Origin of the sequence: Arthrobacter subterraneus, assembly GCF_900099735.1 — a bacterium.
GTDB lineage: Bacteria > Actinomycetota > Actinomycetes > Actinomycetales > Micrococcaceae > Arthrobacter_D > Arthrobacter_D subterraneus.
This window is the reverse complement of sequence record NZ_FNDT01000004.1, coordinates 195,175-209,414: the sequence shown is the minus strand read 5'-3', so window position 1 is coordinate 209,414 and position 14,240 is coordinate 195,175. Positions and strand designations below refer to the sequence as shown.

General features: G+C 68.1%; 11 protein-coding genes. 5 read left to right on the top strand and 6 right to left on the bottom strand.

The features are described 5' to 3' along the window. Positions 1-15 precede the first annotated feature (15 nt). The 6 genes from BLS52_RS19040 to BLS52_RS07125 all read right to left on the bottom strand — a co-directional run bounded on the left by BLS52_RS19040 (position 16) and on the right by BLS52_RS07125 (position 3,953). Complete coding sequence (locus tag BLS52_RS19040; RefSeq protein ID WP_342707431.1) at positions 16-147, bottom strand: cupin domain-containing protein; 132 nt, start codon at positions 145-147, stop codon at positions 16-18. After that, positions 144-347 carry a hypothetical protein gene (locus BLS52_RS19035; RefSeq protein WP_342707430.1) on the bottom strand — a complete coding sequence of 68 codons (204 nt, stop codon included), beginning with the start codon at positions 345-347 and terminating at the stop codon, positions 144-146. Before BLS52_RS19035 ends, BLS52_RS19040 begins: the two co-directional genes overlap by 4 nt. 13 nt (positions 348-360) lie before the next feature. Further along, the gene (locus BLS52_RS07140) at positions 361-804 is read right to left on the bottom strand and encodes a pyridoxamine 5'-phosphate oxidase family protein (RefSeq protein ID WP_035778268.1); all 444 of its coding nucleotides are present in this window, start codon (positions 802-804) and stop codon (positions 361-363) included. A 34-nt stretch (positions 805-838) separates the two neighbouring features. Continuing rightward, positions 839-1,969: a GGDEF domain-containing protein gene (locus BLS52_RS07135; protein WP_139186233.1), complete on the bottom strand. Its 1,131-nt coding sequence runs from the start codon at positions 1,967-1,969 to the stop codon at positions 839-841. Positions 1,970-2,091: 122 nt separating this feature from the next. Next, complete coding sequence (locus BLS52_RS07130) at positions 2,092-2,322, bottom strand: acyl-CoA carboxylase subunit epsilon (RefSeq protein WP_245702738.1); 231 nt, start codon at positions 2,320-2,322, stop codon at positions 2,092-2,094. Then, positions 2,319-3,953 carry an acyl-CoA carboxylase subunit beta gene (locus tag BLS52_RS07125; protein WP_090585462.1) on the bottom strand — a complete coding sequence of 545 codons (1,635 nt, stop codon included), beginning with the start codon at positions 3,951-3,953 and terminating at the stop codon, positions 2,319-2,321. The genes BLS52_RS07130 and BLS52_RS07125 overlap by 4 nt, the downstream gene beginning before the upstream one ends. 220 nt (positions 3,954-4,173) lie before the next feature. Here BLS52_RS07125 and BLS52_RS07120 point away from each other — a divergent pair, with 220 nt between their 5' ends. The 5 genes from BLS52_RS07120 (at position 4,174) to BLS52_RS07100 (ending at position 14,114) form a co-directional block, all read left to right on the top strand. Next, positions 4,174-5,022 (top strand): SDR family oxidoreductase, encoded by an 849-nt coding sequence (locus BLS52_RS07120; RefSeq protein WP_090585460.1) that lies wholly within the window; start codon positions 4,174-4,176, stop codon positions 5,020-5,022. 139 nt (positions 5,023-5,161) lie between these two features. After that, positions 5,162-6,046 carry a biotin--[acetyl-CoA-carboxylase] ligase gene (locus BLS52_RS07115; protein WP_090585458.1) on the top strand — a complete coding sequence of 295 codons (885 nt, stop codon included), beginning with the start codon at positions 5,162-5,164 and terminating at the stop codon, positions 6,044-6,046. Between the two features lie 41 nt (positions 6,047-6,087). Next, on the top strand, positions 6,088-6,696 hold the full coding sequence (locus BLS52_RS07110; protein WP_090585456.1) for a PH domain-containing protein: 609 nt from the start codon (positions 6,088-6,090) through the stop codon (positions 6,694-6,696). 55 nt (positions 6,697-6,751) lie between these two features. After that, complete coding sequence (locus BLS52_RS07105) at positions 6,752-7,834, top strand: adenylate/guanylate cyclase domain-containing protein (protein WP_051470584.1); 1,083 nt, start codon at positions 6,752-6,754, stop codon at positions 7,832-7,834. A gap of 154 nt (positions 7,835-7,988) precedes the next feature. Continuing rightward, entirely contained in the window at positions 7,989-14,114 is a 6,126-nt protein-coding gene (locus BLS52_RS07100) for an Ig-like domain-containing protein (protein ID WP_139186232.1), read from the top strand. Positions 14,115-14,240 lie beyond the last annotated feature (126 nt).

Sequence of the window (14,240 nt, the reverse complement as noted above, 5' to 3'; positions counted from 1 at the left end):
CCGCCGGGCCTGTGTCTACGCCAGCTTCGCCACCGTCAGCAGGACCACCGATTCCTCGATCGCCTCCAGGGAATGGCGCGCCTGCGGGACGATGAGCAGGTCACCCGGGGAGCCCTCCCAGGACACGTCACCCGCGCGCAGCGTCACCCGGCCCTCCAGCACCTGCACGGTGGTTCTCCGGGATTCTCATGTTCGGCCATGAGCGAGCCGGCGGCGAGAGCGATCATCGTCTGCCGCAGGGTCTGTTCATGGCCGCCGTAGACGGTGCGGGCGCTCCGGCCGCTCGAGGCGCTGCGCGCGATCTCACGCTGGTGCCGGATGAGCGCGGTCAGGGACATTTTCTGCACGGGCCCGTCCGCCTCAGACAGCCTGGACACTGCGGCCGCTGATGGTTCCGGCCTGAAGCTCCACGAACGTGGTCCGCGAACCGCCGGCCCACGGTTCCTCGGCCGACCGTCCCCACAGCTCGGTCAGCAGCGCCTCGTCGCGCACCACGTCTGCGGTTCCGTTGGCGAGCACGGACCAGCCGGCCATCGCCTCGGACCGGACCTGGTCCACCTGGAAGGCGCAGCCCTCAAGGGGCAGCGCGCTGCCGATATCGCCGTCGTCGCGGGTCCGGAAGTAGATGGCGCCGTCCTGCACCAGGTAGTTGACGGGATAGATGTGCACCGCGCCGTCCCGCAGGAAGCCGAACCGGCCGGTCTGTTGGGTGCTCAGCAGCGCCCAGCATTTTGTCTCTGAGAGGTCTTCCGACATGTGGAGCGTGCCGGGCTGTCCCCGGTATTCGTCTTCCCTGGGGTCCATCAGTTTCCTTCCGCCGGGACCACCGCGAGGGCAGTCATGTTCGGTCTGGTAGTGCCATCCTAGGGGCACCGGGAACGCTAACCCAGAGGCCTCTGGCCCTACCGGCGGGAGCCGGATCAGGGACTCGGGGAAGCCCCCGCCCAGACCACGCGGTTGCGGCCTGACTCTTGGCCCGGTAGAGCGCCGTATCGGCCCTGCCCAGCAGCAGCGAAGCGCTGTCCTCGGGCTCCAGCAGCGCACCGCCCACGGAACAGGTCGTCTCAAGGTTCAGGGCAGCGAGCCGAAGCCGTTCCAGAATGGGGGCAGCGTCACCGCGCGAGCAACCCGGCAGGACAACCACAAACTCGTCACCGCCGATCCGGCCCAGCGTGTCGGTGGCGCGGAGCGCGGCGCGCCAGCCCCGGGCGAGTTCCTCGAGGAGCTGATCCCCGGCAGCGTGGCCGAGTACGTCATTGACCTCCTTGAAGTGATCGACGTCGATGATCCCCACCACGAGAACCTCCCGCGCAGCTTCGGCCTCCTGCAGGGCCGCGTCCAGGATCCGATCGAGCCCGCGCCGGTTGGCGGCCAGCGTCAGCGGGTCGATTTCGCTGCGGTCGCGCGCCCGGGAAAGCCACAGGATCACGCCGCCCGTCACGGCGATGACAATGACCACGACGGTGGGTTCGAAGGCCGTGATTGTTCCTCCCTCGGGCTGTGCAAGCCAGATGAGGGCTGCGCCGTACGCGGCCGCGGCAAGGCCGATGTGCAGCGTGGCGACCATGGGAGCAAGGAACAGGAGCGCATAGATCACCACCCAGAGGTAAAAGAAGCTGAACGCGAGCGTCGCCGGTCCGCTGCCGCCGAGGAGAATGGAGAGCGTGATGATGACTGTTCCCGCGGCCAGCAGCCAGGGCAGGGCAGCAACCGGTAACCGGCGCCGCAGCAGGTACACGCCACCGCCGATCAGGATGGAGGGGGCACCCAGGACGAGGAGGACGCCTTCATTGAGGGCAGACGGATGGGGGAAAATCAGGACAAGCAGGATGGTGATCCCGCCCATTACGTAGAAGAGCGCCATGGCTGCCCCGGCCACTTCCCGGGAATAGGGGAACGGCCTGGACCGGCGGAACCACGCCTGTACCATGTCCGCCGCTGAGCGTTGTGGTGCTGAACCTGGTGGCACGCGTGAACCCTTGCTGTTCGACGGCCCGCCCTCTGGGCGACGGGCGCGGGGAAACGTTTGGGTTCAATCTATCCTGAGGACCTTGGGATGCCGAGAGGCTTTCAGGCAGGAAACATACAGGGTTAGCGCAGGGCGCTGCGGCGCCACGAGCCCGGGCCAGGGCGCGGACCCAGCCGCAGCTGGTCCCGCCGGACCCAGGAGCGGTGCGCAGCCGGCCTGGGCGCGCCGTCGTCGTTTGACTGCAGTCCAAGCACGACGACGGCGAGCGCCGCCAGTTCCTCCGGCGTCGGGTTGCCGGCCACCACAGTGAAGAGGGGGCTTTCCTCGGGGGCGGAAACGGAATCGATGCTCACAGCGGGATGTTTCCGTGCTTCTTGGCGGGCAGGGCAGCGCGCTTGTCGCGCAGTGCCCGCAGCCCGCGGACCACCTGAAGGCGGGTCTCCGACGGGGCGATCACCGCATCGACGTAACCCAGTTGGGCGGCCTGGTACGGGTTCAGGAGTTCCTCCTCATACTGGCTGATCACGTCGGAACGTGCCTCCTCGACGTTTCCGCCGGCGTCGGCCACTGCTTTCAGATGTCCGCGGTAGAGGATGTTGACCGCGCCCTGGGCGCCCATGACACCGATCTGCGCCGTGGGCCAGGCGAGGTTGATGTCCGCGCCCAGCTTCTTGGAGCCCATGACAATGTAGGCGCCGCCGTACGCCTTGCGGGTGATCACGGTGATCTTGGGAACCGTGGCCTCCGCGTAGGCGTAAAGCAGCTTGGCGCCGCGGCGGATGATCCCGTTGAACTCCTGATCCTTGCCGGGCAGGAAGCCCGGAACGTCCACAAGAGTGAGGATGGGAATGTTGAAGGCGTCGCAGTGCCGAACGAACCGGGCGGCCTTCTCGGATGCCGCGATGTCCAGGGTGCCGGCGAACTGCATCGGCTGGTTGGCCACGATGCCCACGGTGTGGCCCTCAACGCGGGCGTACCCGATGACCACGTTCGGTGCATACAGGGACTGCATCTCCAGGAAGTGGCCGTCGTCCACGACGGCGGAGATGACGGTGTGCATGTCGTAGGGCTGGTTGGCTGAATCCGGGATGAGCGTGTCCAGCTCCGCGTCGAGCTCGTTGGGCTCCAGCTCCTCCGTGAACTCGGTCAGCGGCGCCTCGGCGAGATTGTTGGACGGCAGGAAGTCGAGCAGTTCGCGGACAAAGTCGATGGCGTCCTGCTCATCGGAGGCCAGGTACGTGGAGGTTCCGGTGGTGGAGTTGTGCTGGCGCGCCCCTCCCAGGGTTTCCATGTCCACGTCCTCACCGGTGACGGTCTTGATGACGTCCGGGCCGGTGATGAACATGTGTGAGCTCTTGTCCACCATGACCACGTAGTCGGTCAGGGCAGGGGAGTAGGCTGCGCCGCCGGCGCACGGGCCCATGATGAGCGAGATCTGCGGGACCACCCCGGAGGCATGGACGTTGTTCCGGAAGATGTCCGCGAACATTGCCAGGGATGCGACACCCTCCTGGATGCGCGCTCCGCCGCCGTCATTGATGCCCACCAGCGGGCAGCCATTGCGGAGGGCGAACTCCTGCACCTTGACGATCTTCTCGCCGTTGACCTGGCTCAGCGAACCCCCGTAGACCGTGAAGTCCTGGCTGTAGATGGCGATCTGCCGGCCGTCCACGGTGGCGTACCCGGACACCACGCCGTCTCCGAGCGGCTTCTTCTTCTCCATGCCGAACGCGGTGGAGCGGTGTACTGCGAGGGCGTCGAACTCCACGAAGGATCCCGGATCCACGAGCATGTCGATGCGCTCGCGGGCGGTGCCCTTGCCGCGGGCGTGCTGCTTCTCGATCGCTTCCGGACCCGACGGAGCGAGCGCACGTTCCTGCCGCTGCCGGAAGTCGGCGAGCTTGCCCGCGGTGGTGTGGAGGTCGGGGCCCGCGTCTGCGGTGGAGCTGGCGTCCTGGTCGAGGGGAAGCGTTCCGGGCTGCATCGAGTCTCTTCCGGTTGGTGGCTGGGGTAGCCGGTTCCTGGAGGGCGTTAAGTAGGTTTCCTCCAAAGAACCGGGCTTTCAGCCCAGTCTAGTGAGCCAAACGGCCCGGATGGCTGTAGAACACCTACAACAAGTCCCCGAAAGAGTTAGCGCCGTCCCGGAAGTTACCAGCGGGTAACAATTAGGTTTCTGGCCCCATCCGGGCCGTAGGGTGTCCCCTATGACAGGCAACGGCGCTTCGAACTCCCGCACCCTTTCCGGGCGCACCATCCTCATGTCCGGCGGCAGCCGCGGCATCGGCCTCGCGATCGCCCTCCGGGCGGCCCGGGACGGCGCCAACGTGGCCATCCTCGCCAAGACGGCAGAGCCGCATCCCAGCCTCGAAGGCACCGTCCACACCGCCGCGGACCAGATCCGGGCAGCGGGCGGCGGCGCGCTCGCCGTCGTCGGCGATGTCCGGAACGACGACGACGTCACCGCGGCAGTGGAGGCGACCCTCGCCGAATTCGGGGGCATCGACGTCGTCATCAACAATGCGTCCGCGATTGATCTGTCGAAGACTCCGGACGTGTCGATGAAGCGCTATGACCTCATGGCGGACATCAACGTGCGCGGCACTTTCATGCTGAGCAAGTTCGCCCTCCCCGCGCTGCGCGGGGCGGCGAACCCGCACATCCTCACCCTCTCCCCGCCGCTGAACCTCGACCCGGCGTGGGCCGGCAGGCACCTTGCGTATACCATGGCCAAGTACGGCATGAGCCTGACAACGCTCGGGCTGGCGGAGGAACTTCGCGGGGACGGGATCGCCGTGAATTCGCTCTGGCCGCGCACGCTGATCGATACCGCGGCAATCCGCGCCATGCCCGGCGGAAGCGAGCTGGTCAGGGCGGCCCGGACCCCGGACATCGTGGCGGATGCGGCGCATGCGGTGCTGGTCCGGCCGGCCCGCGAGTGCACCGGAAACTTCTTCACCGACGAGGAGGTCCTGCGGCAGGAGGGCGTCACCGATTTCAGCCGGTACAGCCTCGGAGCGCCGGAGGACGCGCTGGTGCCGGACATCTTCCTCTAGGTTCCCGGGCCGCCAGTAGCGCCTGCCGGCCTCCCACGTCTCGCTTCGCTCGGCGCGGGTCCCTCGGCCAGTAGCGCCTGCCGGCCTCCCACGTCTCGCTTCGCTCGGCGCGGGCCCCTCGGCCAGTAGGCTTGAACCCATGACATCCCGCTACTCCAACCTTGAACGTCCAGGCCTGGACGCGGCCGGCCTGCGCGAGACGCTGTGCGCACCGCGCGGCCCCTTCGGCCGGCTGGAACTGGTGGAGGCAACCGGGTCAACCAACACCGACCTCGCGGGGCACGCCACGGACGATCCCGCTCAATGGCCGGACCTGAGCGTGCTCACCGCGGAGGAACAGACCGCCGGGCGGGGCCGCATGGACCGCACCTGGACGGCGCCGGAGCGGTCCTCGCTGATTGTCAGCGTGCTCCTGCGCCCGCGCAACACCGAGGGCCGCCCGCTGCCCACCCAGAGTTACGCGTGGCTGTCCCTGCTGGCCGCACTGGCCCTCTCGGAAAGCATCGAGGAGCGCACCGAAATCGCGCCCCAGCTGAAGTGGCCCAATGACGTCCACGTCGACGGCCGCAAGCTCGCCGGCGTCCTGGCCCAGCTGGTGCCCGGCGCCGGCGCGGAGCCGCCCGCCGTCGTCGTCGGTACCGGTGTCAACGTCAGCCTGACCGACCAGGAGCTGCCCGTCCCGACTGCCACCAGCCTGCTCCTTGAATACGCGGCCACCACGGACCGTAACGTCCTGCTGAAGGCCTACCTGCGCACGCTCGCGGCGCACTACGCCGAATTCACCGCGGTCGACGGCGATGCCACCCGGCCCTGGAAGGACGGTGCCTCGCTGATCGAACGGGTCAGCGGACGCATGGTCACCCTGGGCCAGGAGGTCCAGGCCGACCTACCCAACGGCACGGTCCTGACCGGCCGCGCCATGACCCTCGACGCGCACGGTGCCCTGGTGGTGCGGGACAACGACGGCGAGAGGCACACGGTGTCCGCCGGCGACGTCGTCCACCTCCGGCCACTGACCCAGTAGATGGGCACCGGGACCATGCGCCGCCCACCGGACGCCGTGTCATGCGGCTGAGGCTGGAACCCGGCGAGCACGTGGTAGTGCGCACCAGGCCGCACCCGCGCCGGATGCTCGCCCCCTTCTGCTTCCTCCTCGTTCTTCTGGCCGGCGGCGGGTACGGGCTGGGCTGGTTCACCAGGACGCAGTTGCCGATCGGCTGGGAGCAATGGGGGCCCGCGCTCGTCACGGGATTCCTTCTCCTGATATTGCTGCTGCTGTTCCGGTTCTTCCTCCGGCCGCTGCTCCAGTGGGCGGGCACCCGCTACATCCTCACCAGCCGCAGGCTGATCCGGCGTGCAGGGTTTACCCGGCGCAGCGAACGGGAGGTCCGGCTCACGGGGATCTTCCAGATCATCATCGAGCAGACCCTCATCGAGCGGCTCACCGGCGGGGGGAGCCTCATCATCGACCTGGGCCGCGACCGGTTCCTGTCCTTCGGTGAGGTTCCGCAGGTGTATACGTTCAAGCAGTACATGGTGGAGGCAATCGGGGAACTCCCATTGACCGCCATGTTCGATGGTGTAGACATGGAACCTGAGCCGCTGGATGGGGCGGAAAACGACGGATGGGACAGGAGCGGTGATGAACGCCAGCAGCGGCACGGATGGAACTGAGACCGGCGGCGCCGGCTCCTTCGCGGACGACGACGACAACCCGCTGACCCTCTCCATGCCCGCGTTCAACCGCGCCGATCTGCCGCCCCCGCCGGACAAGCTGGACCGTGACGCCATCAAGGCGCTCGAGATCGAACTCCTCGGAGCGGAGCGCACCCTGCGGCGCCGCGAGGTTGCCTCCGGCGCCGGAGTGTCGCTGCTGTCCGCGCGCAAACTGTGGCGGGCCATGGGCTTCCCCAATATCGGTGATGACGACGTCGCGTTCACCGAGAAGGACATGGCTGCCCTGACCACCATCATCGAACTGGTGCGCAAGGAGCAGCTCACCGAGTCGGCCGCCATTTCCATCACGCGGGCGATCGGCCAGATGACCGACCGCATGGTGGTGTGGCAGATCGAGGCGCTGGTCGAGGAGATGGTGGTGCAGCGCGGAATTTCCGACGCCGCGGCCCGCCGGAACCTGGTCGCGGAACTCCCGCATTTGATTGAGCCCCTGGAGGAGACGCTGGTCTACGCCTGGCGCCGCCAGATGAACGCCGCCGTCCAGCGGCTTGCGGTCCGGGCGGAATCCGGGCTCGCCTCCAGCGAGGCCGGGCGGGAAGGCACCGAGGATGACGCTCCGCTGCCGCTGGCACGCGCCGTCGGCTTTGCGGACCTCGTCTCCTACACCAGCCTGTCGCGGCAGATGAACGAGCGCACCCTCGCCCAGCTGGTGCAGCGGTTCGAGAACATGTGCGCGGAGATCATCTCGGTGGGCGGCGGGCGGCTGGTCAAGACCATCGGCGATGAAGTGCTGTACATCGCCGAGACCCCCGAAGCGGGAGCCGAGATTTCCCTGGCGCTCGCCAAGGCCTTCACCGAGGACGAGCTGCTGCCCTCGGCCCGGGTTTCCATGGTCTGGGGCCGGATCCTGTCGAGGCTGGGCGACATCTACGGCCCCACGGTGAACCTCGCGTCCCGCCTGACGTCCCTTGCCGAACCCGGAACGGTGCTGATCGATGCCACCACCGCGGCGACGCTGCGCGACAATGACCGCTTTGTCCTCATGCCGCACAAGGCTCGGACGGTGCGCGGCTTCGGTGAAGTGCATCCGGTGACGCTGGCCCGGGGAACCGGTACCGGCCTGGTCCTGGACTGACGGCGAATCTCTGCAAGACCTGATGGGCACAAGTCCCCATCAACTCCTGCCCTCCGGCTTGCGATGACGTGCAACACTTTAACCGGTCAAGTATTCGGTTGGCCGTCCCGGTCCGCCGGGCCGCGACCGCCAAGCGTCTCACCCGGGGAACAACGTGAAGCTACTGAACCGCCTTCGACGATTCAGCACCAGACACAGACGAGCACTGTCGGTCACCACTGCCTCCGCAGTCAGCGTGGCCGTGGTGGGCGGTGCCCTCCTGTACCCGGGATTTGCCACCGCAGAGGTTGACCTGAACGACGGCGGGGTCTGGGTCACCAACCGCAACACCGGCATGGTTGGACACCTGAACTACCAGTCCAGGCTGCTCGACGGCGGCTACGCGGCGAACAGCGACGGCTTCGACATCATCCAGGACCAGGCAACGGTCTTCAATATCAACACGGACCAGTCGAAGGTCAGCCCGGTTGATGTGGCGAACGTGGTGCGCGGCACCGAGGTTCAGCTGCCCGGATCGGCAGCCATTGCAATGGGCGGCGCCACCGCTGCGGTGACCGACAGGGCCGGCGGCGCCGTGTGGATCACCACCGCGCAGAACCTCACGGCCTTCAGCGACCAGGAAACCGAACCCGTGGTCACCGGGTCGCCCGGCGTAACGGCGGCCGTCTCCTCCAACAACCGGGTCCTCGTGGCCGATCCTGGTGCGGCGACAATCTCCACCTACGTGGTCGCCGCGGACGGCACCTATGAGGAGCCCGAGGTTGTCGAGGTCGAAGAGCTCCGGGACTTCGGTGACGTGCAGCTCGCCGCCGTAGGAGACCAGGCGGTGGCATTCGACGGCGAATCGGGCCGCCTCGTGCTTCCCGGCGGAGAAACGGTTCCGCTCCCGGATGCTGCGGGCGGGCGCCTCCAGCAGAGCGGACCGGCCGGAAGTTTCGCCGTGGTGGCAACGCCCACCTCGCTCATCAAGCAGCCCCTGGGCGGCGGGGATCCGGTGGTGACGCCGCTGGAGGCCAACGGCGTTCCCACGGCGCCGGTCCAGCTGGACGGCTGTGTCCACGCGGCCTGGGCCGGAGCAGCCGTATACCTGCGCGACTGCGCTGACGACGCCGACGACCAGCGCGAGGACATCCCCGAACTCGGGGCGGACGCGGAGCTCGTGTTCCGGGTGAACCGCAGCGTGGTGGTCCTCAACGACGTCAACGCCGGCGATGTATGGCTGGTGCTGCAGAACATGCAGCTGGTCGATAACTGGGGCGACATCATCCCGCCGAAGCAGGAATCCGACGAGGAGGACCAGGAATCGGCGAGCGAAAACCCGGTCAACACGCTGCCCGACCGCAGCGGTGAGAACCGGCCGCCGGTAGCCGAGGACGATTCCTATGGCGCCAGGGCAGGCCGGACCACCATCCTGAACGTCCTGACCAATGACACCGACCCGGACGGCGACTTGCTGACGGCTGCCGTGACGGGGGAGCAGCCGGCCGCGGGCGGCGTCCAGCCGATCTACAACGGCGCAGGCCTGCAGATCGTGGTGCCTTCCGACGCGCCCGCGGGTAACTCCACCTTCAGCTACGAAGTCTCCGACGGCCGCGGCGGCAGCGATACCGCCCAGGTAACCGTGGACGTCCGCAGCGCCGACTCCAACGAGCCGCCGAACGCCCTCCGCCCCACGAAAATCCTCGTGGAGGAAGGCAAATCGGTCAGCCAGAACATCCTGTCCAACTGGACGGACCCGGACGGCGATGACCTTTTCCTGGTCAGCGCCGAACCCACTCCCGACGGCGACCAGGTGCGGACCCGCTCGGACGGCCTGCTTACGTTCCGCGACGTCGGCAAGGGGCAGGGCGTCAAGGAAGTGAAGATCGTGGTCTCCGACGGGCGCGAGGAGGTATCCGGCGTCGTCAGTTTCGATGTGCGGGCGTCGGGGACGCTGGCTCCGGTGGTCAATTTTGACCACTTCACCGCCGTCGTCGGGCAGGAATCGCAGCTGAGTCCGTTACAGAACGATCTCGACCCGGCGGGCGGGCAGCTCAGCCTGGCCAAGGCGGAGATCACCGGAAGCGACGCCGTGGTGACCCCGGACTATGACACGGGCACCGTCGCCTTCACCCCGGAGGCCGCCGGGACCTACTACATCGAGTACCTCGTGACCAATGGGCCGCAGAGTGCCAGCGGCCTGATCCGGGTGGATGCCAAGGCCGAGGGGACGGAGGGCGCCCCCATTGCGGTGCGGGATGTGGCGCTGCTGCCGCGCAACGGCAACGTGCTGGTCGATGTCCTCGGCAATGACAGCGACCCCACCGGCGGGGTGCTCGTGGTGCAGTCGGTGGACGTACCCGCGGATTCGCCGCTGGACGTGGCCGTGCTGGACCACAACGTGCTGCGCATCCACGACGTGCGAAGCCTGAACCAGCAGACCACCATCACCTACACGGTCTCCAACGGAAAGGCCACCGCAACCGGAGAGGTGAGCGTCCTGTCCGTGGAGGGACCGGAGACGCTGCTGCCGCCGCAGGCCAACTCGGACGAGGTGACGGTCCGGGCCGGCGACGTGGTCAACATCCCGGTGCTGGACAATGACACCCATCCCAACGGCGATGAACTGACCCTCAACCCGGTGCTGGCCCAGGGCATCGACCTCGCCGACGGGCGCATCTTCGCCTCGGAGAACTCGCTGCGCTTTGTCGCCGGCCCCACCGCGAAGACCGTGTACGCAATCTACGAGGTCCTCGACAGCACCGGCCAGACCGACTCGGCTGAGGTCAGGATCAACATCCGACCGCTGGATGAACAGAACACTCCGCCGGTGCCGAAGAACCTGGATGCCCGGGTGATCGCCGGCTCCACCGTCCGCATCCCCGTCCCGCTCGACGGGATCGACGCGGACGGCGACTCCTCCTTCCTCGCAGGGATCGACGTCGCCCCCACGATGGGCGCGGCGGTTCCCGGACCGAACTACATTGACTTCACCGCCTCCGCCACCGGCGCGGGAACCGACACCTTCACCTACACCGTGCGGGACCGGCTGGGCCTGGAGAACACCGGCACCGTGCAGGTGGGCATTGCCCCGGCCGCGGAGGCGAACCAGTTGCCGATCGCCATCAACGACGGCGTCCTCCTCCGGCCCGGCCGGGCCATCGCCGTGGACGCGCTCCGCAACGATTCTGATCCCGACGGCGATCCCATCGCCCTGGACCCGGACGCGTTCACCGCCACCCCGGAGGAGATGGCTCCCGAGGTGGTCGAGGGCCGGGTGCTGTTCACCGCCCCGGACATCGAGGGCGACTTCAGCGTCCGGTACGGGGTCCGCGATGACCGCGGCGGCACAGCGAACGGCAACATCAACGTCACGGTGGACCAGAACGCCCCGCTGCTGCTGCCGATCGCCCGGGACGACCGCGTTGAGCCGACCGAAACCCGCGGGCGAACCGCCGTGGACGTTCCGGTCCTGAAGAATGACGAAGATCCCGACGGCGTCGCCGAGGACCTGGTGGTCAGCGTTGATCCCTCGTACGCCACCGCGGCGGTCGGCGCGGAGAACATGGTCCGTGTGGAGCTGACTGCGGAGGCGCAGAGCATCCCCTACACGGTGGAGGACATCGACGGCGGGGTGGCCACCGCCGTGATCTGGGTACCGGGCCTGAGCGAGCAGTACCCCACGCTGGTCAGCGACGCCCCTATCGATGTGACCGCCGGGGAGGAACTCGCACTCGACCTCCGGGACCTGGTGGAGGTCCGCGAAGGGCGGACACCCCGCCTGACGGTCAGCGAAAAAGTCACCGCGATCGGGACAGGCAACCCGAACGAGTGGGTTGTCGATCCGAACAACCTCCGCTACGCCGCGGACATCAACTATGCAGGAAAAGGCTCCATCACCTTTGAGGTGACCGACGGGACCGGCCCGGATGATCCGGAGGGACTGAGGTCCACCCTGACCATCCTGACCAACGTGATCCCCGCGGCGGAGCGCAACGTCCCGCCGGCGTTGGAGTCCGGATCGCTGGAGGTCGCCGTCGCGGAACCGGCCGCCACGCTGGACATCGCCGGTCTTGCTTCGGATCCGGACCCGGATGACACCCTGGAGTTCTCCCTCACCGGCGAGCAGCCGGCAGGCTTTGACGTGTCCTTCGACGGATCGGTGCTGAGCGTCGCAGCCGCGGACGGAACCGACGTCGGGACCACCGGCTCGGTCGGCATCTCGGTGACAGACGGAGAGGAAACCGTCTCCAGCGCCGTCGCGCTGACCGTGCTGGCCTCCAGCCGGCCGCTTCCGGTGGCGAACGACGACGAAGTGCCCGATGCGGTGCAGGGCGAACCGGTGACCGTGGCTGTCCTGGCAAATGACGTGAATCCGTTCCCCGACGAGCCGCTGCGCATCATCGACGTGGTGGCGGACGGCAACGGCAGCGTGTCCCAGCAGGGCGGATCGGTCCTGGTGACCCCGGCCGGGTCATTCGTGGGAAACATGACCGTCCAGTACACGGTGCAGGACAAGACCGGGGACCTGTCGCGCGTCGCCACCGCGCAGATCGTGCTGACCGTCAAGGGAAAGCCGGGAGCGCCGTCGACGCCGGTCGTGGAGAGCACCCGCAACAAGTCCGTGGTCCTGTCGTGGGATCCGCCGGCTGACAACGGCTCGCCGATCACCGGCTACACGGTGACCAGCAACAACGGCTTCAGCCAGGAATGCCCGGCCACCACGTGCACGCTGACCGGGCTGACCAACAACGTCGAGTACGTGTTCACCGTGACCGCCACAAACGCGATCGGCACGTCCGATCCGTCACCGGAGTCGGCGGTGGCGCGCCCGGATACGCAGCCGGCGCAGCCCGCCCCGCCGACCCTGGTATTCGGCGACGGCTCCCTGACGGTGAACTGGACACCGCCGGCGAACGAGGGATCCCCGATCGAGGGGTACGACCTGCAGATCTCACCCGCCCCGCCCAACGGCGCGGTGCAGCGCAGCGCCTCGGGCAGCCCGCTGACCTGGGAGGGCCTGGAGAACGGCACCGCTTACAAGGTCCGGGTCCAGGCCCGCAACGCCGCCCCGGAGCCGTCCGACTGGAGCGACTATTCCGCCGCCGAAACTCCGGCGGGTCTGCCGGGGACGCCCGCTGCGCCGACGACGACGCGTGCCCAGTCACTGGGCACGGAGAGCCAGCTGGTGGTCGACTGGGCGGACGTCGCCCCGAACGGTGCACCGGTGACCAAATACCAGGTGCAGGAGTTCCGCGGCGGCGCCCTGGTGCGCACCCTGCCCGAGGTCCAGGCGTCCGAGCAGACCATCGTGGTGCCCAACGCCGAGGCCGATTACAGCTACTCCGTCCGCGCCTACAACAAGGCCGGCTGGACGGAGTACGGCGCACAGTCGGCACCGCGCCGCGCCGTCGGATCTCCCGCCGCGCCGAGCAACGTCTCCCTTGCCGAGTCCCGGACCGGGGCCGAGGGCCGCCACGTGGTGGTCAGCTTCAGCGAGCTCACCGCGGAACAGCGTAACGGCGCCCGCGCCTCCGAGGTCAGCTACCGGGCGAACTTCAGCGACGGACGCCAGATGGGTATCCGGCCGGGCCAGGAAGTCGGCGGGTTCCCGAACGGCCCCGCGGTCACCGCCACGGTCACCGCGATCGTGAACAGCGACGGCGCGAACTACTCAAGCCAGCCCGCCGGCTCCAACCAGGTGAATCCGTACGGCCGGCCGGGCACTCCCAGCGCCAACGCCCGCGGCGGCGCCGAAGGCGTCAAGCGGGTCACCGTGTCCTGGGGCCCGCCCAACCTGGCGAATAACGACGTGGCCCAGATCCAGATCAACATCAACGGCGGCGGCTGGCAGAACGTGGCCAATTCGGGTGACCGGAACGTGGCCACGAATGGCTACAACGAGCAGGTCACCATCAAGGTGCGTTCCCTGAACTCGCGTGGCACGGCGGGCAACGTGGCGCAGGCCTCAGCCCGCAGCGGTGCCCAGCCGCCTCCGCCGCCGCCTCCGCCGCCCGCAAACAACGGGCCCTGGCCCATCACCGGCGGCGGGCAGCTGAGCTCGCGCAGCTGCATGGACCCTGCCAACGGAACCAACTGGACCGGCAGCGGCTGCATCGGGAACCACTGGCTCTATGCAGGCGAGACCATGCAGTCCAACTGCTACATCACCAGGTCCAGCGGCACCTGGTACCGCCAGCAGTCCGGGCCCAACACAGACGCCAACAACAACGGATTGTTCCTGAAGGGCATCCACACCACCCGGGGAACCAACCCGCCGGCCGGCATGCCGCGATGCTGAAGCCCCGGGCAGGGTCCTGAAACACCCGTCCGCCCATGGGTACCGGTGCCCATGGGCGGACTCCCCGCCAGGCTATAGACTTTCGACGGCGCCGCTACTGGTCCAGGCGCCCTTTCCCGGGGGACA

What these genes read in the sequence shown, in the direction of transcription:
- BLS52_RS07140 (WP_035778268.1), bottom strand. Translation starts at nt 804, where the DNA reads ATGGACCCCAGGGAAGACGAATACCGGGGACAGCCCGGCACGCTCCAC.
- BLS52_RS07125 (WP_090585462.1), bottom strand. Translation starts at nt 3,953, where the DNA reads ATGCAGCCCGGAACGCTTCCCCTCGACCAGGACGCCAGCTCCACCGCA.
- BLS52_RS07120 (WP_090585460.1), top strand. Translation starts at nt 4,174, where the DNA reads ATGACAGGCAACGGCGCTTCGAACTCCCGCACCCTTTCCGGGCGCACC.
- BLS52_RS07115 (WP_090585458.1), top strand. Translation starts at nt 5,162, where the DNA reads ATGACATCCCGCTACTCCAACCTTGAACGTCCAGGCCTGGACGCGGCC.
- BLS52_RS07110 (WP_090585456.1), top strand. Translation starts at nt 6,088, where the DNA reads ATGCGGCTGAGGCTGGAACCCGGCGAGCACGTGGTAGTGCGCACCAGG.
- BLS52_RS07105 (WP_051470584.1), top strand. Translation starts at nt 6,752, where the DNA reads ATGCCCGCGTTCAACCGCGCCGATCTGCCGCCCCCGCCGGACAAGCTG.